At 42.3% G+C, this 26,377-nt stretch carries 25 protein-coding genes; all 25 read right to left on the reverse strand.

Annotation, left to right across the window (positions count from 1 at the left end; translation table 11 throughout):
• Nucleotides 1-2 precede the first annotated feature (2 nt).
• On the reverse strand, nucleotides 3-812 hold the full coding sequence (rpoA, locus tag HZC01_05125) for a DNA-directed RNA polymerase subunit alpha (GenBank protein ID MBI5038053.1): 810 nt from the start codon (nucleotides 810-812) through the stop codon (nucleotides 3-5).
• Between the two features lie 17 nt (nucleotides 813-829).
• Nucleotides 830-1,444: a 30S ribosomal protein S4 gene (gene rpsD / locus HZC01_05130; GenBank protein ID MBI5038054.1), complete on the reverse strand. Its 615-nt coding sequence runs from the start codon at nucleotides 1,442-1,444 to the stop codon at nucleotides 830-832.
• A gap of 3 nt (nucleotides 1,445-1,447) precedes the next feature.
• The gene (gene rpsK, locus HZC01_05135; GenBank protein ID MBI5038055.1) at nucleotides 1,448-1,852 is read right to left on the reverse strand and encodes a 30S ribosomal protein S11; all 405 of its coding nucleotides are present in this window, start codon (nucleotides 1,850-1,852) and stop codon (nucleotides 1,448-1,450) included.
• A 5-nt stretch (nucleotides 1,853-1,857) separates the two neighbouring features.
• On the reverse strand, nucleotides 1,858-2,253 hold the full coding sequence (rpsM, locus tag HZC01_05140) for a 30S ribosomal protein S13 (GenBank protein ID MBI5038056.1): 396 nt from the start codon (nucleotides 2,251-2,253) through the stop codon (nucleotides 1,858-1,860).
• Between the two features lie 5 nt (nucleotides 2,254-2,258).
• Nucleotides 2,259-2,372: a 50S ribosomal protein L36 gene (gene rpmJ, locus HZC01_05145; GenBank protein MBI5038057.1), complete on the reverse strand. Its 114-nt coding sequence runs from the start codon at nucleotides 2,370-2,372 to the stop codon at nucleotides 2,259-2,261.
• 8 nt (nucleotides 2,373-2,380) lie between these two features.
• The gene (gene infA, locus HZC01_05150; protein MBI5038058.1) at nucleotides 2,381-2,605 is read right to left on the reverse strand and encodes a translation initiation factor IF-1; all 225 of its coding nucleotides are present in this window, start codon (nucleotides 2,603-2,605) and stop codon (nucleotides 2,381-2,383) included.
• 175 nt (nucleotides 2,606-2,780) lie between these two features.
• Entirely contained in the window at nucleotides 2,781-4,601 is a 1,821-nt protein-coding gene (locus HZC01_05155; protein MBI5038059.1) for an alanine--tRNA ligase, read from the reverse strand.
• A gap of 46 nt (nucleotides 4,602-4,647) precedes the next feature.
• Nucleotides 4,648-5,721, reverse strand: coding sequence for a tRNA 2-thiouridine(34) synthase MnmA (gene mnmA / locus HZC01_05160; GenBank protein MBI5038060.1), 1,074 nt, complete (start codon nucleotides 5,719-5,721; stop codon nucleotides 4,648-4,650).
• 42 nt (nucleotides 5,722-5,763) lie between these two features.
• A complete protein-coding gene (locus HZC01_05165) occupies nucleotides 5,764-6,996 on the reverse strand; it encodes an AAA family ATPase (protein MBI5038061.1) in 1,233 nt (410 codons plus the stop codon).
• A gap of 87 nt (nucleotides 6,997-7,083) precedes the next feature.
• Nucleotides 7,084-7,584 carry a dual specificity protein phosphatase family protein gene (locus HZC01_05170; protein ID MBI5038062.1) on the reverse strand — a complete coding sequence of 167 codons (501 nt, stop codon included), beginning with the start codon at nucleotides 7,582-7,584 and terminating at the stop codon, nucleotides 7,084-7,086.
• A 13-nt stretch (nucleotides 7,585-7,597) separates the two neighbouring features.
• Complete coding sequence (locus tag HZC01_05175) at nucleotides 7,598-9,292, reverse strand: type IV secretion system DNA-binding domain-containing protein (GenBank protein MBI5038063.1); 1,695 nt, start codon at nucleotides 9,290-9,292, stop codon at nucleotides 7,598-7,600.
• A gap of 3 nt (nucleotides 9,293-9,295) precedes the next feature.
• Complete coding sequence (locus HZC01_05180) at nucleotides 9,296-10,693, reverse strand: hypothetical protein (protein MBI5038064.1); 1,398 nt, start codon at nucleotides 10,691-10,693, stop codon at nucleotides 9,296-9,298.
• A 23-nt stretch (nucleotides 10,694-10,716) separates the two neighbouring features.
• A complete protein-coding gene (locus HZC01_05185) occupies nucleotides 10,717-11,835 on the reverse strand; it encodes a hypothetical protein (protein ID MBI5038065.1) in 1,119 nt (372 codons plus the stop codon).
• Between the two features lie 155 nt (nucleotides 11,836-11,990).
• Nucleotides 11,991-12,887: a protein translocase subunit SecF gene (gene secF / locus HZC01_05190; protein ID MBI5038066.1), complete on the reverse strand. Its 897-nt coding sequence runs from the start codon at nucleotides 12,885-12,887 to the stop codon at nucleotides 11,991-11,993.
• Nucleotides 12,888-12,900: 13 nt separating this feature from the next.
• A complete protein-coding gene (gene secD, locus HZC01_05195; protein ID MBI5038067.1) occupies nucleotides 12,901-14,553 on the reverse strand; it encodes a protein translocase subunit SecD in 1,653 nt (550 codons plus the stop codon).
• A gap of 134 nt (nucleotides 14,554-14,687) precedes the next feature.
• Nucleotides 14,688-16,022 carry a L,D-transpeptidase family protein gene (locus HZC01_05200; GenBank protein MBI5038068.1) on the reverse strand — a complete coding sequence of 445 codons (1,335 nt, stop codon included), beginning with the start codon at nucleotides 16,020-16,022 and terminating at the stop codon, nucleotides 14,688-14,690.
• A 161-nt stretch (nucleotides 16,023-16,183) separates the two neighbouring features.
• On the reverse strand, nucleotides 16,184-17,893 hold the full coding sequence (locus tag HZC01_05205) for a cation:proton antiporter (GenBank protein MBI5038069.1): 1,710 nt from the start codon (nucleotides 17,891-17,893) through the stop codon (nucleotides 16,184-16,186).
• Nucleotides 17,894-17,904: 11 nt separating this feature from the next.
• Nucleotides 17,905-18,111 (reverse strand): hypothetical protein, encoded by a 207-nt coding sequence (locus HZC01_05210; GenBank protein ID MBI5038070.1) that lies wholly within the window; start codon nucleotides 18,109-18,111, stop codon nucleotides 17,905-17,907.
• A 38-nt stretch (nucleotides 18,112-18,149) separates the two neighbouring features.
• Nucleotides 18,150-18,563 carry a hypothetical protein gene (locus HZC01_05215; protein ID MBI5038071.1) on the reverse strand — a complete coding sequence of 138 codons (414 nt, stop codon included), beginning with the start codon at nucleotides 18,561-18,563 and terminating at the stop codon, nucleotides 18,150-18,152.
• Between the two features lie 95 nt (nucleotides 18,564-18,658).
• On the reverse strand, nucleotides 18,659-19,141 hold the full coding sequence (locus HZC01_05220; GenBank protein MBI5038072.1) for a GNAT family N-acetyltransferase: 483 nt from the start codon (nucleotides 19,139-19,141) through the stop codon (nucleotides 18,659-18,661).
• The gene (secA, locus tag HZC01_05225; protein MBI5038073.1) at nucleotides 19,126-21,876 is read right to left on the reverse strand and encodes a preprotein translocase subunit SecA; all 2,751 of its coding nucleotides are present in this window, start codon (nucleotides 21,874-21,876) and stop codon (nucleotides 19,126-19,128) included. The genes HZC01_05220 and secA overlap by 16 nt, the downstream gene beginning before the upstream one ends.
• A gap of 59 nt (nucleotides 21,877-21,935) precedes the next feature.
• On the reverse strand, nucleotides 21,936-22,841 hold the full coding sequence (murB, locus tag HZC01_05230) for a UDP-N-acetylmuramate dehydrogenase (protein MBI5038074.1): 906 nt from the start codon (nucleotides 22,839-22,841) through the stop codon (nucleotides 21,936-21,938).
• On the reverse strand, nucleotides 22,828-24,216 hold the full coding sequence (gene murC, locus HZC01_05235) for a UDP-N-acetylmuramate--L-alanine ligase (GenBank protein ID MBI5038075.1): 1,389 nt from the start codon (nucleotides 24,214-24,216) through the stop codon (nucleotides 22,828-22,830). Before murC ends, murB begins: the two co-directional genes overlap by 14 nt.
• A 2-nt stretch (nucleotides 24,217-24,218) precedes the next feature.
• Nucleotides 24,219-25,274 (reverse strand): UDP-N-acetylglucosamine--N-acetylmuramyl-(pentapeptide) pyrophosphoryl-undecaprenol N-acetylglucosamine transferase, encoded by a 1,056-nt coding sequence (locus HZC01_05240; GenBank protein MBI5038076.1) that lies wholly within the window; start codon nucleotides 25,272-25,274, stop codon nucleotides 24,219-24,221.
• On the reverse strand, nucleotides 25,271-26,374 hold the full coding sequence (ftsW, locus tag HZC01_05245; protein ID MBI5038077.1) for a putative lipid II flippase FtsW: 1,104 nt from the start codon (nucleotides 26,372-26,374) through the stop codon (nucleotides 25,271-25,273). Before ftsW ends, HZC01_05240 begins: the two co-directional genes overlap by 4 nt.
• Between the last annotated feature and the right edge of the window lie 3 nt (nucleotides 26,375-26,377).

Here is a 26,377-nt window from a genome sequence, read left to right on the forward strand (position 1 = left end):
AATTATTTAGCTTCTTTTTTCGGCCGTCCGCGCTTCTTCTTAGCCTTCTCTTCTGGCGCATCAATTTCAGCCTCAGCTGCGTCATTCTTATTTTCTGCCACTTCCTTTTCTGGCGTCGCTAATGGTGAAGCAAGTTCAACAACTTTACTAAATTGGTCAACTAGTGCCTGAGCAGCATAGCGAAGCGCGTCTTGAGGAGTGATCGTTCCGTCAGTGAGTACGGTCAAAATAATTCGATCATAATTGGTCATTTGCCCAACACGAACGTTCTCTATTCGGTAATTTACATTCTTAACCGGCGTAAATACTGCATCAATATTGATAGTGCCAAGCTGCGCATTATCCTTATTAATATTTTCTACCGGTAAATAACCACGACCGCTTTTTACTGTTAATTCCATTTCAAATGTTGAAGTCTTGCTGGTCAAGGTCGCAATTCTTTGAGATGGATTTGATAATTCAATATCGCTATTAAGCTGAATATCTTTTCCGGTGACAATCTGGTCTCCTTTGGCGGAAATTTTTACCACAACCGGTTCTTCGCTATGAACTTTGAATCGAAGCTTTTTCAAATTAAGAATTATTTCTACGACATCTTCTTTAACTCCTTCAAGTGCGGTAAATTCATGGGTTATCCCCTTAATCTTTGCAGCGGTAACCGCAGCTCCGGGTAACGATGACAGTAAAACTCTTCGTAAAGAATTTCCAATCGTGTTGCCATAGCCTGGATACGCCGGGCCGATAATAATATCAGCCTGATTAACTCCTGTTTCTTTTATTTCAATTATTTCTGGTAATGGTATCTGTTCCATAACGCAAATTTATTTGGTTATCGAGAGTAAAATTCAATTATTAACGAAGTGTCAAATCCCTGGTCTAAGCTCTCAGCTGCAGGTAGTGAAGTAACTTTCCCCACCAGCGTAGCCTGATCAACAATTTCTAACCATTGTGGTACATCCTTAATATTCAGTGCTTTTGACGATTCTACGAACATTTGTCGAGTTAAGCTTTTTGGCTTTATTGATACCGTATCTCCGATTTTTACTTGATAGGATGGGATATTAACCTTTTTTCCATTAACCATCACATGGCCATGGCTAACAATTTGGCGAGCAGTGTCTCTGGTTCGCACAAATTTAAGGCGATAAACAACATTATCAAGCCGCATTTCTAAAGATTGGATTAAAAAGGCACCGGCATCGCCTTTTGCCTTTTTTGCATTCAGCACATAACCCCGGAATTGACGTTCGAGAATTCGATACAGTCCTGCCGCCTTCTGTTTTTCACGCAATTGTGTACCATATTCAGTAATCCGTTGTTTTCCTTTTGGACCATGCTGGCCCGGTCGGTACGGTCGACGAACCACTGGACACTTCGGTGAATCGCAGAGTTTTTCGCCGAATTGACGGCATAAACGGTGTTTTGGGCCTAATTTACGTGCCATATGTTATACGCGGCGAACCTTTGGTGGACGAACGCCATTATGAGGTATTGGAGTTAAATCTCTAATTGACTGGATAATAATGTTATTTGCACTAAGCGAGCGAATCGCTGACTCACGCCCTGAGCCGACGCCTTTGACATACACATCAACTGATTTAAGCCCAATCGGTTTAACCCGCTCAACTACGTCACGAACAATAAGGCTCGCGGCATACGGTGTAGATTTTTTCGGGCCTTTAAAACCCTTATGGCCAGCCGAAGACCACGCCAATACATTCCCCTGTGCGTCAGTTATCGAAATAATTGTATTGTTGTACGTTGCCTGAATATAGGCACGTCCGTGCGCAACAAATTTCTTTTTCGATTTACGTGCGGACGGAATAATCTTTTTTTTCTCTTCTGTTGTCATATAAATTATGTTTTCTCAGCAGCTTTAGATCTACCCGATCCCATAGTCCGACGCACATTACCACGGACCGTGCGGGTATTAGTTTTTGTACGTTGGCCACGAACCGGCAATTTTCGTGAATGACGAGACCCACGATAAGTACCAATTTCTTTAAGTCGCTTAATGTTCAACAAAATTTCCCTTCGCAGTTCACCTTCTACTCGATGCGTTTTCTCAATAATGTCTCGAAGTGAGTTTACCTGACTTTCAGTTAATTCATGTGTTCGGGTATTCCCATTAATGGATGCTGTTTCTAATATTTTACGAGAGCGAGAAAGCCCAATGCCATAAATATATGTTAACGCAATCTCAATTCTTTTTTGCTGGGGCAATGTAACACCCGCGATACGTGCTGCTGGCATAAATATTAACCTTGTCGCTGTTTATGTTTAGGATTATCACAAATCACGTACACTCGTTTCTTTCTTCGAATAACGTGGCATTTCGGACACATGGCTTTTACTGAAGCTCGCACTTTCATAGAAAATCTTATACGCGGAAAATAATACGTCCTTTGGATAAATCGTAAGGTGTCATTTCAACCTTCACGGTATCTCCGGGAAGAATGCGAATTTTATGCATACGCATCTTGCCTGACAGATGAGCATGAATGGTGTGCCCATTCTCAAGGCGTACTTTAAAGGTTGTTGCAGGAAGTAGCTCTTCGACTACTCCGATAACCTCGATAAAGCCTTTATTTGATTTATCCCCCATGATAATAAAAAATCTTACCTCGTACAGGCAAGAAATGAGTTAAAACTCATATACCCTGCGCTGGCGACCCAAAAGCTTGAGATCTGAAATGATAGTATAAAATGCTCACGGAGAGTATACCACTTAGCTAAAAAAGGTCAAGTGTCTTTTTAAAATATTAATATTTTTGCTAACCTTAGCCTTTTCCACCTACCGTTGCTTTTATTCTACGAATACCGGCTGAAGAAGATTTTTCTGAGACTATTTTGAAAATACCGAGCTCTCCAGTATTAGAAACGTGAGGACCACCGCACAATTCTTTAGAAAAATTGCCAATTGAATACACAGTCACCATGTTTCCATATTTTTCCTTAAAGAAGGCAAGCGCTCCGGCTCTTATTGCTTCATCGTACGACATTTCCTTTTTTTCAACTGACAGATTAGCCTGAATCTGCTCATTAACGAGATCTTCTACTCGCTTCAGTTCGTCAGGAGTCATTTTCGTTGGATGTTCAAAATCAAAGCGAAGCCGTTCGGCATTAATATCAGATCCTTGCTGTCGTACGTGAGGTCCGAGAACAGTCCGAAGTGCCTGATGTAGCAAATGCGTTGCTGTGTGCAGCTTAGTCATTTCAACTTTTTGTTCAGGCGTCAGCTCGGAACTATTGATGCCGTGCCCGCCAAATTTACTTTGGCTTGCTGCTCTGGATTTTTCCTGATGAACTGCAACCAGTTTATTAAATTCCACTTCGTCAAACTGATAGCCCTTCCGTTTTAGCCGATCAAGGGATAAGCCGTACGTCGAAAACAACGTAAAAGCTTCCTGGGCACTTAAAGGCACATGAGAAAATGATTGGGATTCCTCCTGATCACGATATGGAATGCCTTTTAATTTCTGTACAAGCTCGCTTACGTCGAGTTTGAGAACCTTTTCATAGGCAGCACGTTCTTGAGCTAGTGCGGCGAGAATCTGTTGTTCATTATTCTTCAAATGTGGGTAATCCTCATAATAATTCTTAATTACTTGCGATACAAGTTTTTCCAGGTGGGTTGGTTGATGCAAATATTGGTCAAGTGCTCTCCTGAAAATTCTACGCAAAATATAGCCCTGTTCTTTATTACTAAAACTGATACCGTCAGCAAGTAAAAAAACCGTGCCCTTGATATGGTCGGCCACTATTCGACTGCGCCAAATATCCTCAATGTCAGTCGTTGATCCAAACATCGGATCGCTTCGAACAAGCTCAACCAAAGAATGATTTACGTCAATATCACTAACGGCTCTTACTCGCTGCATGATCATGGCAAGACGCTCAAAGCCCATACCCGTATCAATACTTTTGGTCTTCAGTTTCTTGATCACGCCCTGCTCATTCATGTGATATTCAGTAAAAACCAAATTCCATATCTCGATACAAGATCCGTTTGCTGCATTCGGACCATACAAAGCATCAGTTACAGGCACATCCGCCATGTCATAGTGGATTTCCGAGCTCGGGCCGCACGGGCCACTTTTACCCGGAGGTCCCCACCAGTTATCCGCACGCTCAAAACCAACGATGCGTGATTCATCAACATATTGCTTCCAAATCTTTTTTGACTCAAGATCAGCTGGCACATCAGCATCACCTTTAAAATACGTAATCCAAATGCGTTTTTTATCAAGCTTTAATTCATCAACTAAAAATTCCCAGGCAAAACGAATAGCCTCCTCTTTAAAGTAGTCATTAATCGAAAAATTACCCAGCATTTCAAAAAAAGTACTGTGAGTTGCATCCCCAACCGATTCGATATCAGACGTTCGAAAACAGCGCTGGATCGAAGCTAAACGGCAAGCTCCAAAATCAGCATTGGGATCCTTTTCGCCCATAAAATATGGTTTAAACGGCTGCATACCAGCAGTTGTCAAAAGAACAGATGGATCGTCTTGAGGCCATAGAGATGAAGACTGAACTATACGATGTTCTTGTTCTTCAAAAAACCTAATGAATTTTTTTTTAATAGCGTGGGACTTCATAATTACAGTATAAAGATTTAAACTTTATTTGTAAAACAGTGCATGATTATTTTACAATTATTCCGCCACCCAAAAGTCTGCCTCGGCTATAAAGCGCGGCAATTTGACCAGGGCTAACTGCACGCTGCTTTTGTACAAAGTCTAAACGATAAAAGTTCCCTTTTTTTCGCAATTTTGCTTTTTGTAATGGCTGACGATATCGAATACGCACCTGACATACGAGTGGAACGTTAGGTATTTTTTCAACCCAGCTTGAATTTTTAAACACGAGTCGTGTTTGAAATAACGGTTTGTTATCTGATGCTGGGGTAACAACTAATTCATTTTTTTTAATATTTTTTTCTACTACATAATATGGGATGCCACCGCCAATACCAATACCATGACGCTGACCAATAGTATAGATACTCAGGCCTTCGTGTTTACCAATAACTGTTCCATTCGTCATAACAATATTTCCCGGCTTAGCAGGAATAAATTGTCGAATAAAGTCCTTAAACTTTACTTTTCCAATAAAGCATATTCCTTGACTATCTTTTTTATCATGGACGTGTAAATGATTCTTTTTTGCAATGCGTCGAACTTCTGACTTCAATAATGTTCCCAGAGGAAACAAGGAACGCTGCGCCTGTGCTTGCGTAAGAAGGGCTAAAAAATACGACTGATCTTTCGTATGATCACGAGCTGCGTGAAGCGAAACTATATTTTGACGGGTCGACCGTCTCACATAATGGCCTGTTGCAATATAATTTGCGCCGTGAGCAAGCGCATATTTTAAAAAAACTTTGAACTTAATTTCACGGTTACACAACATGTCAGGATTTGGCGTTAATCCAGCTCGGTAGCCCTTGATCAAATATTCGACTACCTTAGCACGGTACGCATCTTCAAATGTTGCTATCTGATGCGGAATGCCAATTGTTTTGCAAACACGTAAAAAATCTGCAGCATCTTGTTCCCACGGGCACTCATCAGCTAGTGGATCGGACCAATTTTTCATATAAACGCCGGTAACGTCATATCCTTGCTGCTGCAGTAATAAAGCCGCAACTGAAGAATCAACTCCGCCGGACATTGCTACGAAAACGCGTTTATGTTTATTATTTACAATACCAGTCATATCAAAAAAGTATACAAACACGAATTGTCATCGTGGTAAAGCTTAGTATAGCGCTTCAATAACTTCTCGCAAGTGTTTCAGTCGAGGAGAATAAAACTCAGACTCAGTTATATGTTGCGAGGCAAACAGCGCGTTCTGGGGCTTGTGTTTGCGTAACCGCTGGTACTTCCGAGGATAATGACGTTCAATGCTACCAAATGGAAGTATAAAAATTCGATCTTTTTTAAGCTGATCGATTAAGGCGTCTTCAGATTCCATGGCAGACCCCTGAAGATTTTTTTGCACTAAAGCAATTCCGGTATCGTATAAGCCATCGTGGTCAAGTAAAACAGCATACGGAACGTCAAAAACTCTTAATAACTCGACGTACAAATCCATGTTGCTTTTACCGTACGTTTGAATAACTTTAATATCTTTATCGCCATGATAAAAACGATCAATTAAGCCGCGCATCAAAATATGATCAGAGGGTCCCTCTACCAAAAGGACGCTGTCCGAGAAAAACATTTCCAAATTGTCCGCATTAAGCTCTTGTCTGAGACGGCTGTAATTAATTCGATGGCCACTAATCCGAGGAGAATGCACGCGCGTAGAAATACCATCACGGGTTACTCGAAAAACGCGGTGTAAATTAGTTGCCGTAATAAATAATGGTGAATGAGTCGTAATAAATATTTGATCTCCATCGTTTTCCTTTTCGAGGATTGAATAAAGCCGTTTGACTAAAGCTGGATGCAGATGAATTTCCGGCTCTTCAAGTAATAATATTGTGTATTGAGGATGAAAAAAATACAGTAAAATTGTAAAAATTTGCTGAAACCCGTCACCAAGCCGTTCAAACGTCCTATCGACTCCCCCTTCGTGAACTACCGTACGACGAAAAAAATCATCCGACAGTTTAATCTTTGGGAAATGCTTTTCTATTGATTTTTTGAATTCTCGATAACGATGGGGGTAATCATGTTGAAACTTTTTATAAACATTTTGCAATTCAGATGCTGACACGGGATATACAGCTGAAATACGCTTAATGTGCTTTTGCATTAGTGAACGAACACGATTAATTGGGAATCGCTTACCATTTAAATTCGCAATAACATTCTGTCCTCGCTGAACAATCTCCAAAGTTCGTCGTGTTGACCCAAAAACGGAAAAAACAATGCGTAATTGAGTTTGAATGTAATTAAGTCGACCTGGATTAGCTTGATATAACTGACTAATTGCATCAAGAATATTAGTTTTACCTGAATTATTAGGGCCAATAAAAATATGCATTGAACCGGGATTTGGCAGTGCAAACGGAACTAAAATACTCTTATACTTTTCTATACCAATGTCAATTATCCTCATCGCCGTAAATTTTTATGAAGCCTGGTTATGGTGAATTGATTTATAAAATGTATCAAGCGCGCGCATCTGTGAACGATTCGGGCATGCACTTGGACGGTGAGCCTGGATATGTCGAACTGCTTGTTGAGGTGTCATACGTCGAGCCAAAATGTAGTATGCGGCTGCTAATGTTGGTGCTCGACCATTACCTGCATTACAGTGAATATAGCAGTGCATATGGTGTCGAACCATATCTTCGATAAAATGCGAACCAATAATTAACTGAACCTGAGAGGGTGGGGTAAAATCTGCTGTGGGTAGCCATAAAAATGAAGCGACCCCAGAAGGCTTATCTATTTTTTCCTCCTGCAGATCAATGTCAGCCTTCATACCTAAAGCAAGCAATTTTTCAAAATGAGCACGTGTGGCAATAGTAGTACCAATGTATACATACGGATCAATTTTTGAAAAATTGAATGGTTCTATACGTACATTTGGGTACGACAGCGCCGGGATTTCAAAACGTTTAGACAAGAACGTGTGGTTATTATTTAGCTATGTGGACTGATTTACCGGGTTGCAATTTGTGAGGATTGTGACTTTTTGTTTGTGTGGGCATACTCGCAGAGCTCTGAATAGGTTTGATTACTGGCCGCGATGGAGAAGGGCGGACAATCTTGGGCTCAACCGTGAGCCGCGGTTTACCTGAAAATGGCGCTGGTTTACGTGCTAATGCCTGGCTTAATGAAATGGTTGTAGTGGCTGGCTCGATCTCTACGTCAGTCAAAGATTTAAAGTCAACAGCTGGTTTTGCCTGGACAGCAGGCTTCGGAACAAATGGTTTATTCACTCTCGGGGTCATGCGTTGTTCTGAAGGCACAATCTGATGTTTGCGCTTATAAGAACCTTCATCACCTGCAATTGCGCGATTATCAGCGTCAGCCGATGCACGATACATATCCTGAACCCCACTCCAGCGCAATATTCGATCCTCCACATCCGCTCGTGCCTGGCTATACCGCTCCCGAGATACTCTAATAACTTTATCCCTATTATTCGTTTGCCCTTCCACTGGAGGTAGGGTCGTAGCAGAAAAAGGAGCTGAAGCGACACCATCAATCATTAGTTTTAAGTACACATCATATTTTGTCAGATTTACCAAATCCTCTTCAATAAAGGTTGGGAAAAACTCCTTTGCAAGAAATTCGGAATCGGCTGCTCCTACGCGAAAGCACATGATGGTTCCCACGTTGCCAAATACTGCTGCTCTCACCTCTTCGTCAAGTTGTTCAATGTACTGATGAGCAATAATTAAGTTAAGACGATATTTACGAGCTTCGGACAAAATACTGGCAAAACTTTCTGTAGCAAAGTTCTGAAACTCATCAACATACAAATAAAAGTCATTACGCTCTTTTTCGGGGATATCTACTCGGCTCATAGCTGCCAACTGCAAACGTGTAATCATCATTGCCCCGAGCAAAGCCGAATTATCTTCACCGATTCTACCTTTAGAAAGGTTAAGAAGCAGAATTTTATTTTGGTCCATCAGCTCACGCAAATTAATTGTACTTTTTGATTGACCAACGATATTTCGAATAACTGAGCTAGACAGAAACTGTCCAACTTTATTTTGAATAGGGGCAATAGCTTCATTTCGAAAACGATCATTATATGAGGCGTACTCATCGATCCAAAAACTTTTGACAATCGGATCGGTGATGCGGTCAACTACTTTCTTTCTATAGTTTTTATCAACCAAAATGCGCGCTATACCAAGCATAGTTGATCCAGGATACTCTAGAAGCGCAAGAATACAATTATTTAATATGTATTCCATTCGAGCGCTCCAGACCCCCTCCCATATTTTCGTAAATACACCCATCAAACCAGAGGCTACCAAATGACGCTGATCTGGATTGACACTTTCGAGCACATTAAAGCCTATCGGAAACTCCAGGTCGGCCGGATCAAAATACACTACATCATTAATCCGATACGAAGGAATAAAATCAAGCACTTTTTCTATCAAGTCACCGTGAGGATCAACGAGTGCTAAGCCCTTCCCCGACCGAATATCCGATATGACCATGTTTTCAATCACGGTGGTCTTGCCCATGCCAGTTTTCCCAATCAAATACATATGACGACGCCGATCGTCAGTCTTGATGCCAAACGTTCGATTGAGGTTACGAAAGTTTGTTTTGGCAAAAAATGTTATTTCGTTTTGGTCAGCAGGCATACATTATGCAGGTAAGTTAGAGGGTGGTGGGGCCTTTTCTTCGACTGCCATACTAGGTCGAGCAGACTGCGTAGATACAAGTGATTCAACAGGGAGAGAAATAGGCGGCTGTCCTTTCTTAGCGTCAACATGCTGCACGGCGGATACTTTCACATCCTTAACCGGGAAGTGCCAAAGACTTGCCAACTCCTCTGTGTTTAACATATATCCATGGTATCCACGTTCAATGCTACGCTTTCGATACGCCCTTAATACACGCCGCTTACGGCCGATCTCACGCCACTTAAAGTAATCAACGCTTGTTTTAGTCTTTTTTTGAACGTCAAATCCGTTCAAATTTTGAGTATTAAATTGAAAGATTGCGCCATGAATCGCATTTACTCCTTTATCCTTATTCAGCTTACCCTTCGGCGCTCCATAAATCATGCGCAGTTTACTGCGAAATCCAAGCTTTGAAATTTTAAATCCAATCGCTGACACGATCTCCTGCTCTTCAGGTGATAAGTGCTGCATCAAAGATGGAGGATCATGAGAATCCTTTTTACCCGCCTCGCCCATTTCTGTGGTAGGCAAAAAAGAAGCTGTAAACGACTCGGTAAGTCCTTTACCTACCTCACGAGGAAAATACATTAAATCCACACCATGCTTTTCGGATTTGCGGCCAATCAATTTATTTATTTCATGCAAACCTTTTTCTCGCCAGTGATTCCCCTCTGGCTCAATCAATAACTGTAGCCACATGTGTTCACCTGGACCCATCCGACTTAATATTTCCATCAGTGAAGCTAGTGGATCAAGTAAACGCTGAGATAGTGAATGCTCAAACATGGGGTAGGTACGGATCGGATAGCAGTCCTTATTTGTCATTTTGTACTCAGTCCCCCAAATATCCCACTCTGAATTTTCTAATTCCATAGGTTTAGGCAGCATGTCTACATAGTCTTCTACTTCAGTTATTTCTGCGTCAGGGTACTGAGCATACATCGCTGCTTCTATCAAATCGCGGAATTTACTAGGGGTGTAGATGAGAAACTGAATGTATCCTTCAATACTAACTATTTCTAAACTAAGTGAGTACTGCTGGTATCCTTCAATATATCGCTCAACCATGTTGCCCCGCTTTTTTATGGCATATAAATGGGCAAATATTTGTTCAACGGCTTTAGGGCTTAACTCATTCATTTGTGGAATATCTATTGCCAAAAGAGAATAATCAAGCTCTTCCTCAAATTTAATACGGACATGCTCAAGTCGCCATACCCAGAGCCCCCAAAGCAGTAAACAAATAAATACAATCCAGCCACCGTTCGCAAATATTAAAAACATTGCGCTGAAAGGGTTATCAGCGCTCGGTAAACCATTGACGATTGCAGTTGGATCAAATACAAGGAACTGAAACATACGAGGTTGGAATGGATGATGGCCTATGCAGCAACGGGTGAATAGGTTCCATCGGGTAGTTTAGTAAATTTTGACTTATCGGTCAGCGCTAGGTGTATGGTGTTCTTTTTTACCATACGCTGTTTTAAAACAAGCTGAACTAGCTCATCTCGACTCAAAGGCCGACCGGCATCACGAAGAATTTCTTGCAAAACCGCTGCAACCACACCAGGCTTATACCCCCATTCCTTTAACGCGTAGATACCCCGCCCAACCAGCACATAGTGATCATTGAGAATAAGCTCATTATGTACTGTTGGTGGGTAAGCACGACGATTGTCAAATTTCGTATCATTAATTACTTTAGTAATTTCCGTAAAATGCATCGGCTTACCGGCTTTTTTTAGTACGAGATATATTTTGTCGTTCATGCGTTTTGGAACAATGCTGCCCCAGTCGCTTATGCCGTATTCATCAAAAGGATTTTTCGAAATTCTTTGACCAACTTGAACATATGCGATAATTGCCTCATCAGTTAGTTGTCCCTGATTTTGATTATACACAGTCGACTTTTTTATTTCTGCTAAAAGCTCAGTAGCTGAAAGTGGTTTACCAATGCGTGTAATAATTGAAAGCGATTCATTAATTATGTCTCGCAATAAATGCATCGGTGCATGCACTGTTCGCCATGATTGACGAAATTCTGCCGATTCTTTGATCAGTTTAAAAGTTTCGTCAAGCAATTCAGATATAATAAAGAGTAAATTATTACGATGAACATCGGTCTCCCCAACCACTTGAAGTAATTGCTGCAGCAATAAATTTTCTGGCATTATTCCGCCATGTTGGTCAAGCACTGAACTTACGGCGCTGCGTATGTGAGTTATAATTCCAGCAAACTCTTTCGACTTTCTAATTTTAGTAATGGCGGTGTTTTCAATTTGCCGCACACGTTCGCGAGTTACTTTGTATGTAGCGCCAATCTCCTCTAGTGTTTCATGGGGTTTACCACTTAAACCATATCGACGTCTAAGAACGTCGTCTTCTCGAGGAGTAAGCGACTTAAATAACTGTGATACGACATCGGTGGGGTTAAATTGTTCGATGTCGGTTGATTGTTTACTGGAAATGACCCGATCAAGGATAGAGTGTTGATCGTCCATAATAGCGGAAAGTTAATGACCAAAATACTAATACACCTATAATATAGCATACTTTTAAAGATGTGTCAAGATTTTCCTGCTATTTCACCAGAATATCAATTTCAATGTCAATACAAAAAGAGAGTCTCAATCAAAGACGCTAGGTAAGGTATAGTTTATGATCGGCGACGGAATTTGTACCAATCTACGAGAAATGGACTGCCAATAAATATTGACGAATAAGTACCAACAATGATACCGAGAATTAAAGCTAGTATAAAGAAACGAATTGAATCTCCACCAAAAAAATATAAGGCAACAAGTACCAATAATGTGGTTAATGACGTATTCAGTGAACGGACGAGTGTTTGATTAACACTTAAATTTACAATTTCAGCAAATGGTCTATGACCATGGGTTTTTAAGTTTTCTCTCGTCCTATCATACACGACTATTGAATCGTGAACCGAAAAGCCCAATACGGTTAGTACGGCTGTGATAAACAAAATATCAATTTCAACATTGAAAAATTTCCCCAGAAATGCAAATAACCCCAGCACAATAATTACGTCATGAAAAAGTGCAATTAAAACTCCAAATCCGTACATCCATGAACTTACCATTTTATTTCCTGACTTTCGAAAAGCAAAAGTAATGTACAAAAGTATAAAGGAAAGTACAAGAATTATAGCCATTCCTGCTTTATCACGAAGCTCCTTGCCAATCGTCGGTCCAATCGATTCAAAAGATTGAGCAGTTGTACCGGAAAATTTTTCACTCAAAGAATCGAGTACCCGCTGATATTCCTCCTGACTTAATTCTTTCATGCGTATACTTGCATCATGAGTAGCCAGCGGTTGAACTTGGATACCACCTAGTCCGAGCGGTGCCAATTGGTCTAAAATTTCTTGGGGCTGTGGACGCACGTCAGAAAAGCTCACCCGAATAAGGCTTCCACCGGTAAAATCAATACCCAGCTTAAGCCCTCCAATCGCAATCATAACGATGCTTGAAACAATAAGAACAGCGGAGACACCGTACCACCAAATTCTTTTACCAATTATGTTATACATACATTAATTGGGGCTAATTATGTTTGATATTAATAAATAACTTTGGATGACGCTCAAACCACGGCCCACTGATAACACGCAAAAAAGTATGGCTTACAGTAATAGCCGAAAACATACTAATCAGAACTCCCAAGCCTAATGTAATAGCAAAACCCTGCACCACGCTAGTCCCAAACCAACCCAATATCGCACAAGTGATCAATGTTGATATATTCGAATCTCGAATTGATGGCCAAGCACGTGCGAAACCTGCCTCAAGAGCTCCAAACAATCCGCGGCTATTACGAAGCTCCTCACGACTCCGTTCAAAAATAAGCACATTTGCGTCTACGGCCATACCTACCGACAAAATAAAACCAGCCACACCCGCTAAAGTTAATGTAATGGGTATTAATTTAAATAACGCTAAGGTTATGAGGGCATAAATTACTAAGGCAATAGAGGCGATTAGGCCAGGTAATCTATAGTAAGCAATCATGAAAACCACAACTAATAAAATACCTGCGATTCCGGCAAAGAAACTTTTTTCTACGGACTGAGTACCAAGCGTAGCTCCAACTTGTGACTGAGAAACAAGTGCAATGGGAACCGGCAACGCGCCAGCATTAAGCCGCTGAGCAAGTAAACGCGAATCTTCAAGGGTAAAGTCGCCCGTTATTACGGCGCTACCACCTGATATCGCCTGATTGACTCGGGGTAATGAAATCGGCGATCCATCAAGAAAAATTCCAACAATTTGGTTAACATTTCGCGCTGTAATGTCCTCAAAAAGTTTAGCACCCTCGCTATCAAACTCTAAGCTCACTTGGGGTTGATTAGTGGTTTGATCAAAAGTAACGATCGCACGATCTAAGTTCTTTCCTGATAACTCTGTATTTGCCCACTCAACGCTCCCCTCAACAGATTGTTTAGCGAATAAAATGTGGCTAGCACGAGCCTCATCATTGCGCGCATCAGTTTTCTTAATAATATGATAACCGAATTCAGATTCTACAATGTCCGGGTATACTTGACCGACCTCTAGTTTATCGAAAACAACGTCAGCAAATTCAGCGACCATAACCTCTCGTGTAAAAAAATCTAGGTCGCCGCCACGTTTTTCGCCCGTTTCCTGGTCCGTGTTTCCCGGATCCTGAGAATATTGGTTTGCTAATGCAGCAAAATCAGCATCGGGCTTAAGCGCATCAGCAAGCACGGATTTCGCCTGTTCAAAAGCGGCGGCATTGGACGCTTCGGCTTGCGCCTTCTCTTCAGATGTTAATTCTTTTGTCTTTTGTTCACGAAACTCGAGTAATGGCGTTTCACCAATAGTGTCAATCGCTTGCTGAACATCGTGTATACCGGCTAACTCAACAATCACTCGCCACTGATCGCCGGATTGATTAGTCTGTACCACTGGCTCAGAAACACCGAGCGCGTTTACCCGGCGTTCAACGACATCACGAACACCATCAAGTGCTGACACCTGCTCGGTCGTAGCAATTGCTGAGGTATCTGCATTATAAACCAATTGCGTTCCACCCTGGAGATCAAGGCCCAGATGAACTTTTACCTCTCGAAAATAGTTGCCGATAGAAATATCAGGTCCATTCGGATAGCTCGCCAAGCCAGCCAATATAGAAATCGCAATAATACTGATAAAACTTAGCCAAATTCGTTTACGCATAGAAATCTGTGTATCTCACTAATCAGCTACTCGTCTCATGAGTAGACTAACAGATTTTAGCAGAATACTAATTTCGGTGCAACAAATCCGCATGCCCTGATGAACATACGGACCGAAACAAATGGTCAAGTAGATTATTGCTTAATTATAACGGTGTCCCCTATCTGCATCCAGTCATAGAGCCACACGGCATCCTTATAAGCAATATTAACGCAGCCGTGACTCATTGGTTTGCCAAAATTATTGTGCCAGTAGGCACCATGCAGCAACCGCGGTCCATCAAATCTTAGATTGTACAAGGTGTTGGGCAAATAATAATCAGGTCCAGAATACAAATGTGAATAAATTTTTTCAGATATTTGGAATGTTCCTGGCCGTGTTGGAGTTTTTGGTAAACCTGTGGAAACAAGGAAGCTCTTTACCATACGCCCGTTCTCAAAGGCTTCCAGCCGTTGATCGGATAAATCTACCTGAACATAACGAGCGTGGCTTAAAGCGCTTTCAGCCCGCCACGTCGAGGGGCCAGTTACCACTTCATCTTTACCATCTCCATCCAAATCTCCTGTCGCAATATTTACACCGCCTCTAAAATCTTTCCCGTAGGAAAAGAAATTTAGTCCAGTTAAAGTTCCATGTCCAGAGTAGCCGAGTACTTGTGGCCCACCGCCTTTACCAGCAGCTACGATAACTTCGTCAAACCCGTCACCGTTCATGTCGGCGCCAGCCATTCGAATGCCACCATGAAAATTATCGGGAAACGTTTTATAGGTCGAGAGCTGAGTATTGATACCATTTCGTTTCAATACTTTCACCCAGGCGCTGTCGCCTCCTTGAACCCCTACCAGCAATTCATCTTCAGGACCACCATCAACATTTGCAGCCCCAACTACGATCCCACCTCGATAATCAGGATGAAAAGGAAATAAATTATCTTCAGGAATTCCGTATTGGTCAAAGACCCGAACATGAGCCGCGCCCCCGGCTCCAGCACCAGTGATTATTTCATCTTTGCCATCACCATCGAGATCTCCCACTGCTAAGTTTACTCCACCGCGGAACTGCGTATCATACGCAAAAAAACCTGGAGTAAAAATTGGAGTGCCACTTTTGGAAAAAATTCGAACTTGTGGTGCGCCACCAGATTGCGGCGCAGTAACGATTTCCAATGACCCATCACCATTTAAATCCCCCACTGCCACGTTTACGCCAGCGCGCATGTTTACATCATACGCAAAAAAATCCTCAATCGAGCTTCCATCTTGTCGCATTATTCTTATATGAGGTGCGCCACCAGCTCCTGGTGCCGTAACGATTTCACTGATACCATCCTCATCAAAATCACCTACCGCTACTTGTACACCACCTGAAAATCTAAGGTCATATGCAGAAAAAGTAGTTTGCCAGTCGTTTCCTTTAAAAAGAGACACGTCAGGTGTATGGGCATATCCAGCGTAAGTAGCTCGTGGCATTCCAAGCCAAAAAACGAGTGCCAAAAAAATAAAAGCCCCCGCACGAATTGACAGCCATTGGACATTATTTTTTATCATTTTTATTGGTATTTTTTATTTTTATGTAATTATTATATCACAAAAAAATGCCTTTGTAAAGACATGTCGCTACTTTTTAAAACTTAATTTACTTCTGTTTTTGATAATTCAGTCAGTACCCGCTGATCATGTCGACGCCACTCAGACAACATCTTGTTATCTATCCTTCCATCATGCACCAATGAGGCTAAGTGCTTCCCTCCCAAAAAATGAGGCAGCACCACATAATCAGCGCCTGCTTCGTAAAGATGTCGAGCCTCCCACGCATTATACGCGGTTACAATAACTGTCGGTAATCGTTTTGCCATTTTCCTTAATGCGTTAATTTTTTCGACAATAACGATGTTGTCCTCCAAACTAGGAATAGTTGAAATAAGTATGTACGCGTCCTCCACATGCACAAGCTCAAGTGTTTCGGTATCAGTGATATCACCATAAACCACTTTATACTTTTGCTGTTGCAATTGCTTGACAACAATAGGATCAAATTCAACAACGACTAATTTTTGCTTATCAATGGCATGGAGCAAATGTCCACCTAGACGATGAGCACCGACAAGTATTATTGGGCCACGTAAATTTTGCTGTATCACCACTTTCTCATGTGCATTCTTTTTTTCAAATATATTCAAGTAGTTCTGAATGCGTTTGTATACAGTATGACCGTGCAGTATTAAATAGGTTGAAAGCATCATTGTAAAAACAGCCACCATAGTAACCAGTGAAACCTCACGATTAGTGACATGCCCAATCGCCAAACCCATCGCCATTAGTATTAGGCTAAATTCTGAAACTTGGGCGGTCGTTACGCTAATAAAAAAACTTGTCTTCTTGCGGTAACCAAGCATACCCATAATGGCCAGCATGATCAATGGATTACCGACTATCACAAATATTGAAAGTACAACCGCTGGTGCAAGCGTTGACTGAATATCCTTTATAACCAAAGATGAACCTAAAATTATAAAAAATATCAGTATGAAAAAATCACGTAGCGGTCTCAATTGAGATTCAATCTGAAACTGTTGTAATGACTTTGCCAGGGCAAGGCCAGCCAGAAAACCGCCAATCTCTACCGAAAGGCCAATAAATTCGCTGGCGACAAAGGCGCTCAACCCAAGCGCCCAGGCGATACTCATAACAAATATTAACTCTTGGGTTCTCGCCAGCTTCGAAAATAGCCACGGAAAAAAATGATTTGAAAGTCCATAGATAACTGCAAATAACGCTATACTTTTGCCGAGTGTCAGAGCTACGCTGGAAAATTGAGGCGAGCTGGTTTCAGCATTAAACCCAGCCAGAAAAATAAGTAAAATAATCGCGACAATATCCTGTACGATCAAAAATCCCACAACAATCCTGCCGTATAAACTTTGAGTGTCACGAAGCTGATTCAGTAATCGTATAACAACGATGGTACTAGAAAATGTAAGCGCAAACGCTATATAGAGTGACGGCAATATTTCGAAACCAAGTAATCTGACGATAAAAAACCCAACGCCCCCAGTTATAATAATTTGTGCTGCACCACCTAATAACGACGCCTTACCAATCGCGCCAAAATTATCGAGGCGCATTTGTAAGCCAACCAAAAATAGTAACAAGGTAACCCCCAGCGTTGCCATGACTTCAAATAATTCACTACTTCGAGTACTAAAAACACCCGAAGCGGCGAGTACCACTCCAGTTAATAAATACGCCACCATCGTGGGTTGTCGGAAAGCGCGTGCAACTAAACCAAAAAGTGCGGCGACAACGATGATCAGGGTTAAATCAAGGAAAGCATGGGACATGCCTGTTTTTGTTATTCTTTTTTGGTTAAGGTGAGCAGCTGAACACTGACCGCAACGACCAATAGTGTGACAACAATGGCATATACAAATTTCATCCAAAGTGCATTCGTACTCAGTGGAAATAGTGCATCAATAAGGGCCCGGACAGCGTCGTTCCAGGCCAGTCCCGCTACGAGACCAAGCGCGGCCACAATGTAGCCAGCTGTCTTTTCTCGTATTTCTTTCTTTAGATTTCTGCTCTCTGCCATGTCAAGAGTTATAAGCGAATAAAGAAGCTGACAAAGAGAGCCCAATAAACCACAAAGGAGGTTATCACAACCGTATTCATTCTAATATAGCGGTGATAATTGACATTGCGGTATCGCTTGATCATTAAATCTGAAAAAAATAAAAGTGTCACCCCAACGGTATAGAGCGACATGACGGAAAGAAGGGCAAATGCAATCATTTCAGAAAGGCGCCCACCAGTGGTGAACAAATTTGATGAGTAAAACGGGTCAGCCCATCGGTCGAGAATTTCTAAGATAAATTGGATCTCAAAATACAGGAGTGACCATAAAATTATCATGATAAAAAGGTGCTGCAAAACTTCCCGAACAGTTAAAAAGTTATTCTGAATTTCAGGTTCGTTTACTGGCTTCGAAATAGGTGTGGCCGACGTTGACTTCATAGTCATTTGGTTGAATAGACTTAGTATAGCATTGATTGGTCGTGCCGAAAACTGCTTAATTTGAACCCTGGAATCAAGACATTACCAGCATTGCACTATGCGTCCTTAATAAAGTGTACGACGGTTTGAGCGATGCGATACCCGAGTGATTGGTGGACGCGCTGACTGAGCGCATTAGTTGCTTCAGTATCAGAAGCAAACGTATCGCAGTTTTTATCTTTTGCCCAGCACTCGAACATACGATTTAAATCACGTGCCACGCCACGACGACGGTACTTCGGATCCACATACAAACCCTCAAGGTAGCCGACTGGGCTACTCTGACTTCCCTCCACATATTCAAATCGAAGTGAACCATGAATAAAACCGACTAACCGATCACGTGCCAATTGTGCAATAAATAAACAATCATTTTTTGAATGTACATATTCATCAAATTCCTTCCGCAATTCACTAACTGCAGCATGAGGCCACAACTTCTTTCCAAGCTTAACCAAAGCTGCAACATGAGACTGTTGAGCCAATGAGTAAACAAATGGCTTGATTGGTGGCCTGGTCTTATTTATTTTCCGTGGCATTGCTTAAACTTTTTTCCACTACCACACGGGCAGGGATCATTTCTGCCTACTTTCTTTCCCTCAACCGTTTTTAAATTTCCCCCTGCGGTCGTTTGGGTATTCGTCGGAGCATCAGACCGGCTCGAAGGTGGTAATGACGTATTTTGATATGAAGGCGCAGACATGTCATCACTCGTTTTGGCAGGGGCGGATAATTGCTGCCGAGCTGATAGCATTGGGTTTGAACCAACGGCCGAAGGAGTGCCGACTTTATATATAGTATATGCAATATTCTTCTGAATGTTGTTCATCAGCTCATTAAACAGGTTGTAAGCTTCTTTTTTATACTCAATGAGCGGGTCTTGCTGGCCATACCCACGTAAACCAATCCCCTGGCGCAAACTTGCCATTATATCCAAATGCTCTACCCACAGCGTATCGATGGCTCTCAAGTAAACCGCTTTTTCTATAATGCGCATTCGCTCACTATCACCAATCCGCTGCTCCAAATCTACATACGCACTCTGAGCGAGCGTAACCAAGTATTGAATCAGTCGCGTTCGCGCCTGAGCGTCCTGCTGCCGATCACCGGCTTTTTCTCGAATATCCTCTAGCCGTACACGTTGCGCAAGTTGAACTGGAAAGATGGTATCAACCACCTCATATATTTCATCTAAATTCCAACTAAATTCATCCTCGGCAGATGTATGAAAGGAAACAACCTGTTCTAATTCATTTTCAATTAAAGACAGTACGGACTGTTTCAAAGCTGGCACACCTTCGATCCCCTCGACTGTTTTTTCGGATAACTCCAAGATTTCTAATCTTTTCTTATATATAACCTCACGATGCTTATTAATCACATCGTCATATTCAACTAAATGCTTACGAATATCGAAATTATGACCTTCTACCTTTTTCTGAGCTGCTTCGATTGAGCGAGAAATCATCCGATTTTCAATTGGCATATCATCGGGAATACCCATGCGATCCATCAAACTCTTTACCCGATCTGATCCAAATATGCGCATCAAATCATCATCCATCGAAACAAAAAATTGAGATGAGCCGGGATCGCCTTGACGTCCGGAGCGGCCTCGCAATTGATTATCGATGCGTCGTGACTCATGGCGCTCGGTGCCAATAACATGTAAGCCGCCTAATTGTTTCACTCGGGCGCTATCTGCATCAGCGGCACCCTCACCACCTAAAACGATATCTACACCGCGACCAGCCATATTTGTTGCGACGGTTACGGCGCCAATTTTACCCGCATCAGCAATAATCATAGCTTCACGTTCATGATTTTTTGCATTAAGAACATTATGCGGCACGCCTTCCCGCTCAAGTAGTTTACTAATTGCCTCATTTTTTTCCACTGATATCGTGCCGATGAGAATTGGCTGACCGAGGTCATGCCTGATTTTAACTTCCCGTACAATAGCTTGATATTTACCGCTCAAATTTTTATAAATGCTATCCGGTCGGTCATCCCGTGCGGTTGGCTTATTAGTGGGGATACTCACGACTTCTAACTCATATATTTTGTGAAATTCCTCTGCTTCGGTGGCAGCCGTACCAGTCATGCCGGATAGTTTATGATACATTCTGAAATAATTCTGAAATGTGATGGTAGCCAACGTTCGACTCTCGCGCTTCACCTCGACACCCTCTTTCGCTTCAATTGCCTGATGCAAACCTTCAGAAAATCGACGACCAAACATTAACCGGCCAGTAAATTCGTCTACGATTATTATTTCGCCGTCTTTGACGACGTAATCACGGTCACGTTTAAAAAGAGCATGCGCTCTGAGCGACTGCTCGAGGTGATGCACTGTTTCGATGCCCTCTGCTTCATATATATTTTGAATCCCAAGCGCCTTTTCCATTTTGCTGATGCCTGTTTCAGTCAATGTAGCTGCGCGCATCTTCTCATCAATATTATAGTCTTCACCTTCAGAAAGTTTATTAATCAATTGTGCAAACCGAGCATATTGATCGGTTGATTCTTCTGCTGGAGCGGAAATTATCAGAGGCGTCCGTGCTTCATCAATCAAGATACTATCAACCTCGTCTACAATTGCATAATGCAAACCACGCTGCACCATATCCTCCACACGCGCCACCATGTTATCCCGTAAATAATCGAATCCATATTCATTATTAGTGCCATAAGTAATATCTGCTCGATATGCCTCAGACCGAGTTACCGTGCGCAGGTGTATCAACCGTGGGTCGGTAACCTCTGCTGCCGTAAAGCTCGGATCAAAAACGTATGCCTGTTCATGTGTAATGCACCCAACCGTGATGCCTAAAGCACTCAGGGCTGGTCCATACCAGCCTGCGTCGCGACGGGCCAAATAATCATTAACGGTAACAACATGCACGCCGCTGCCCGACAAAGCATTTACATATGCAGCAATCACGGCAGACAGCGTTTTTCCTTCACCTGTTTTTTGCTCAGCAATGTGTCCCTGGTGAAGCGCAAAGGCGGCCATTATCTGAACATCATACGCCCGTTGATTCACCGTTCGTTTAATTGATTCACGGATTATCGATGCCGCTTCGGCAAAAATGGCATCAGCCATCTCCTTATCACGTACTTGATTTCGAAATTCCTGCGAACGTGTGGCAAGTTCAGCATCACTTAATTTCTGGATGCTGGCCTCATACTCATTAACTGCTCGAACAATTGGGTCGTAGGACTTGACCACTTTTGTATTCGGATCGCCAAATATTTTGCTCAAAATAGACATACGCAAATAAGGTGATGGGTAGTGTTGTAGTATAGTCAATTACGACTTAACACACAAGTTTATTGTTCAAATCCAACATATTTAATTTCCTCCTGCAATTGTATGCCAAATCGATCCCGGACTTGCTGCTTGATGTAGCTAATAAGGATTGCCACATCCTCCGCAGTAGCCTTGCCAGTATTAACAATAAAATTAGAGTGCTCATCCGCAACCCGCGCCCCTCCAATTTGCTTTCCACGAAAACCAATTGCATCGACCAATTGCCATGACTTATGGCCAGGCGGATTTTTGAAAATGGAACCAGCGCACGGTAAATGAATTGGTTGGTGCGAACGCTTGTCTAGAAACATCTTTACGTTTTGTTGTATCTCTGCGGCCGGCGCTTGGGACAGCGAAAAAGTCGCTGACAGTATTATTTCAGTTTCAGTGTACTTAAATCTGCTAAATCGATATGAAAAATCGCATTGTGATTTTGGGATTGTTTGCTGGTGACTTTCTGCATCCAAAATTTCCACTGATACCAAGTGCTCATCAATCCATTCTCCAGCGCGAGGGGTTCCAACGTTTCCAGCGACACCTCCACCGATTGTGCCAGGGATGCCCATCAAATATTCCAAGCCAGTTAAGCCATGGCTGATTGTATCACGAATTAATTTTTGCAATTTAACGCCAGACTCAGCAATTACCGTCGTACCCTGATAAATGATTTGATGATTATCCTGCTTTATGACTAAACCTGAAAAACCCTTGTCCGCAACTAGAATGTTGCTCCCATTTCCCAAAATAAAATAGGGTATCCGTAATTCACGAGCAGTACGTATCGCGTGTACAAAGTCGGAGTTGTTCGTAGCCGAGTAAAAATACCGTGCCGGCCCACCAATTTTAAAGCTCGTATAGGGCGCCAAAATTTCGCGCTCCTTAACTCCGGGGAGAATAGTCAGTAATTGTGGGTTATTTTTTTCCACGCATTTTTCTATTAATAGCTGAAATTAAGCGCTCGTTAATCTCAGTAATCGTACCGGCGCCCATGGTTATGATAATATCTCCAGTTCGTATCTGTCGCGTAACCGCACTAACAATTGCCGAAAATGACTTATAATACTGCACATCAGGGTGAATCTTCGAAATTTCTTTAACCAATGAAGGTGTGGCCAGACGCTCCGCGGTTTCTCGCCCACTCACTAAATAAATGTCGGACAAAACAAGAGTGTCTGCATCACCAAAAGCTGTTACAAAGTCTTTAAATAAAGATTTAGTGCGATGGGTGCTATGCGGCTGGAAAATGCACCATATCCGCCGTTTGGGAAAATATTGTTTAGCTGTTTGTAGTGTAGCTCGAATTTCGGTTGGATGATGCGCATAGTCATCAACCACTACAACACCGCCTGGTTCACCTGTTATTTCAAATCGACGCCAGCATCCTCGATAGACCAATAAGCCCCGCTGTATTTGATCTATAGAAATACCAAAAGAGCGAGCCATCAGCGCCGCGCCAAGCGCATTACGAATATTATGATCACCGGGGACGCGGATCGCCAAATCAAATCGCTCAATACCACGAACACTGAAGCGAGTTATCTCTCCGTGCCGTTCAATCTGACCAACATAATAATCACCATATGCCAGTCCAAATGTTGTCACATTAGCACGCAGTCGTTTTAGTACTTTCTGAACATTAGAATCCTCTGCATTTGCTACCACCGTCCCGCCTTTTGGAACGCTCCGTGCTAGCTTGTCAAACGCAGTGACTACATTTTTTTCTGTCCTGTAGAAATCAAGGTGATCCGACTCAATATTATTTATGATAAGTCCGTCCGGAGTATAGTGATGAAAAGCAGCTCGATATTCATCACCTTCGACGATGAAGTGTTTTCCTAAGCCAACATGGGAATTACCAAAAGCCGGAACCTGAGTACCGACGACAACCATTGGATCGAGACCAGCTTCAAGAAAGATCGTCGCCAGCATCGCCGTGGTGGTGCTCTTTCCATGCGTACCGCTCACCACGATGGGAATATGTTTATTCATAAACCAACCCAAAAACTCAGGATAACTCAGACACGGTATTTTTAATTTTTTCGCTCGTACCAGTTCAGGATTTTTTTCTTGAACCGCATTTGAGTAAACCACCAGCGTGGTGCCTGCCTTCAAACTTTCTGCCCGATGTACGCCAATTACAATAGTAATCCCCTCTTTTTTTAGTTGTTTTACTAATAATGAATCAAAAACATCGGTACCGAACACCGCTGAACCAAGTTGATGCAATATGCGAGCGACGGCCGATACGCCAATACCTCCTATACCGACACAGTGAACACGTTGTAATGAATAGTTTTGCATAATCAATTAATAAGCAGTGAGGCAATGGTACTATCAGCGTCGGGTTTCATCATCTTCCCCATGGATGAGCTTAATTGCTCGCGACGGACTACATCAGTTGCCAATACGTTCAGTGTATTCATAAATCTTCCTGGTGACAAATCCTTTTGTAAAATAACCTCAGCGGCGTTCTTTTCAGCAAAATATAAAGCATTTTCTTCCTGATGTGAATCAGGAAGCGGTACGAGCAATGTTACTGCGGATACAGTCGAAAGTTCGCTCAAAGTAGAAAGGCCGGCTCGAGACACCACTACCTGTGCCGCCGCCATATAGTCAGCAATACCATCTGAAATAAATTCAAACTGCCGATAGTGCGCGTGATCGATGCCAGCCACACGCTTTCCGACACCAGTACAATGAATTATTTGATACTGTTCGATTAATTTAGGCAGTGATTGTTGGACAATTGAATTAAGTCCAGTTGAGCCCGTCCCACCACCTAGGATTAAAATAATTGGAATGTTTTGATCAAAGTTCAATCCAGTGAATGCACGTTGTGGGTTCGGCTGGGTAAATATGTGACGAACAGGGTTTCCCGTCCATTCTGTTTTATGTGCGGGGAAACGCGCTAATGATTTTTCAAATGAAACGGTAATTCGCTTGGCTACATTAAGCATCAAAATATTTGACAACGATGGGCGCACATCTTGCTGATGAATATAAATACGTGCCCCACACACCCAGCCCGCCCACATGACCGGCACTTGGACGTATCCGCCCGAACCAATAATAACATCCGGACGCATGCGTAAAAAAATTCCGATTGACTGGAAAAACCCCAGCACAATTAAAAATATATCAACTACATTTTTCAATGAAAAGTAACGTCTAAATTTTCCACAAAAAACTCGACGCGAGGATATGGCCTCTCCCTCAAATAGCTCAAATTCAATAGTTCCGTCGCGAGGTCCAATAAAATAAAGCTCCACATCAGGCCTGATGGCTTTCACCTTTTTTGCAACTGACAACAATGGCATAATCGACCCACCCGTGCCACCGCCAGTAAAAACGATCTTCATGCTTTTGTCTGTTTAGAAATGTTAATCAAAATACCTATGGCAACTAAAGAGGTAACCAATGCTGAACTCCCATAACTGATAAAAGGTAATGGAATACCGGTCAGCGGCACCAGCGTAACCATTGCTGCAATATTGATAAAAGCTTGCATGACGATCCAAATAACAATTCCCGTGGCTACTAATTTGCCAAATGTGTCGGGCGCTTTTTTCGCAATAAGTAGGCCGCGCTTCATAAACCAAATAAATAGCAAAATGAGTGCAACGGACATAAAAAGCCCCATTTCTTCAGCAACAATCGCAAAAATTGAATCCCCGGTTACCTCAGGTAAATACAGATATTTCTGGCGGGAATGACCGAGCCCAAGGCCGAACAAGCCGCCACTTCCGATCGCCAGCAACGCCTGATTGATATGATAGCCTATCCCCTGCGGATCAAGTGCTGGATTTAAAAAAACTGTAAATCGAGCAGCCCGATATGGCGCAAGCTTAATCAATACAAAAAACAACGAAACTGCGCTGGCAACAAGAATTGCCAAATGCTTGAGCGGAGCTCCGGCTACATAAAATATTAAAAATCCAATCAATGCAATGGTAACCATTGTTCCCATGTCTGGCTGCAGCATGATCAGAAATACGACGCTGCCCGCAATAATAATAAAGGGAATCAAACCATAACCAGCCTCTTTAATCCCCTCTTTATTTTTCTCAAAGAGAGTTGCCAAATACAAGATAAAAGCTAATTTCAGCATTTCGCTCGGCTGAAATATAATGGGCCCAAGCTGGATCCACCGTCTGGCTCCGCCATACTCAAAACCAATACCGGGAATAAGCACGCCTAGCAATAAAATTACCGTTACCGCCATGAGTGGAAAAGCGAACTTCCGCCACACGTGATAATCAATTTTTGCCATAACAATCAAACCAACCGTGCCGATCAGCACACCGTACAGTAACTGATGCTTGAGTAAATAATTACTATCGCCAAACTTTTCGAATGACAGCACTGAGCTCGCTGAAGCAAGCATAACCAGCCCATACAGGACAATCACTCCTACTATGGCAATAATTCGATAATCTGGTTTATGTGTGGATACGGACATACG

Source organism: Candidatus Kerfeldbacteria bacterium (assembly GCA_016214565.1).
In the GTDB taxonomy this organism is placed as follows: Bacteria; Patescibacteriota; Patescibacteriia; order UBA10025; family JAHIVO01; genus JAXDBW01.

Coding starts and splice junctions, on each gene's coding strand:
- HZC01_05180 (MBI5038064.1), bottom strand. CDS start 10,693: ATGTTTCAGTTCCTTGTATTTGATCCAACTGCAATCGTCAATGGTTTA.
- HZC01_05165 (MBI5038061.1), bottom strand. CDS start 6,996: ATGCATATTTTTATTGGCCCTAATAATTCAGGTAAAACTAATATTCTT.
- secA (MBI5038073.1), bottom strand. CDS start 21,876: ATGTCTATTTTGAGCAAAATATTTGGCGATCCGAATACAAAAGTGGTC.
- HZC01_05240 (MBI5038076.1), bottom strand. CDS start 25,274: ATGAAGATCGTTTTTACTGGCGGTGGCACGGGTGGGTCGATTATGCCA.
- rpoA (MBI5038053.1), bottom strand. CDS start 812: ATGGAACAGATACCATTACCAGAAATAATTGAAATAAAAGAAACAGGA.
- HZC01_05185 (MBI5038065.1), bottom strand. CDS start 11,835: ATGGACGATCAACACTCTATCCTTGATCGGGTCATTTCCAGTAAACAA.
- HZC01_05155 (MBI5038059.1), bottom strand. CDS start 4,601: ATGAAGTCCCACGCTATTAAAAAAAAATTCATTAGGTTTTTTGAAGAA.
- secF (MBI5038066.1), bottom strand. CDS start 12,887: ATGTATAACATAATTGGTAAAAGAATTTGGTGGTACGGTGTCTCCGCT.
- HZC01_05205 (MBI5038069.1), bottom strand. CDS start 17,893: ATGTCCCATGCTTTCCTTGATTTAACCCTGATCATCGTTGTCGCCGCA.
- rpmJ (MBI5038057.1), bottom strand. CDS start 2,372: ATGAAAGTGCGAGCTTCAGTAAAAGCCATGTGTCCGAAATGCCACGTT.
- HZC01_05175 (MBI5038063.1), bottom strand. CDS start 9,292: ATGCCTGCTGACCAAAACGAAATAACATTTTTTGCCAAAACAAACTTT.
- HZC01_05220 (MBI5038072.1), bottom strand. CDS start 19,141: ATGCCACGGAAAATAAATAAGACCAGGCCACCAATCAAGCCATTTGTT.
- murC (MBI5038075.1), bottom strand. CDS start 24,216: ATGCAAAACTATTCATTACAACGTGTTCACTGTGTCGGTATAGGAGGT.
- mnmA (MBI5038060.1), bottom strand. CDS start 5,721: ATGACTGGTATTGTAAATAATAAACATAAACGCGTTTTCGTAGCAATG.
- rpsK (MBI5038055.1), bottom strand. CDS start 1,852: ATGACAACAGAAGAGAAAAAAAAGATTATTCCGTCCGCACGTAAATCG.
- HZC01_05215 (MBI5038071.1), bottom strand. CDS start 18,563: ATGAAGTCAACGTCGGCCACACCTATTTCGAAGCCAGTAAACGAACCT.
- rpsM (MBI5038056.1), bottom strand. CDS start 2,253: ATGCCAGCAGCACGTATCGCGGGTGTTACATTGCCCCAGCAAAAAAGA.
- infA (MBI5038058.1), bottom strand. CDS start 2,605: ATGGGGGATAAATCAAATAAAGGCTTTATCGAGGTTATCGGAGTAGTC.
- secD (MBI5038067.1), bottom strand. CDS start 14,553: ATGCGTAAACGAATTTGGCTAAGTTTTATCAGTATTATTGCGATTTCT.
- ftsW (MBI5038077.1), bottom strand. CDS start 26,374: ATGTCCGTATCCACACATAAACCAGATTATCGAATTATTGCCATAGTA.
- rpsD (MBI5038054.1), bottom strand. CDS start 1,444: ATGGCACGTAAATTAGGCCCAAAACACCGTTTATGCCGTCAATTCGGC.
- HZC01_05200 (MBI5038068.1), bottom strand. CDS start 16,022: ATGCCACGAGCTACTTACGCTGGATATGCCCATACACCTGACGTGTCT.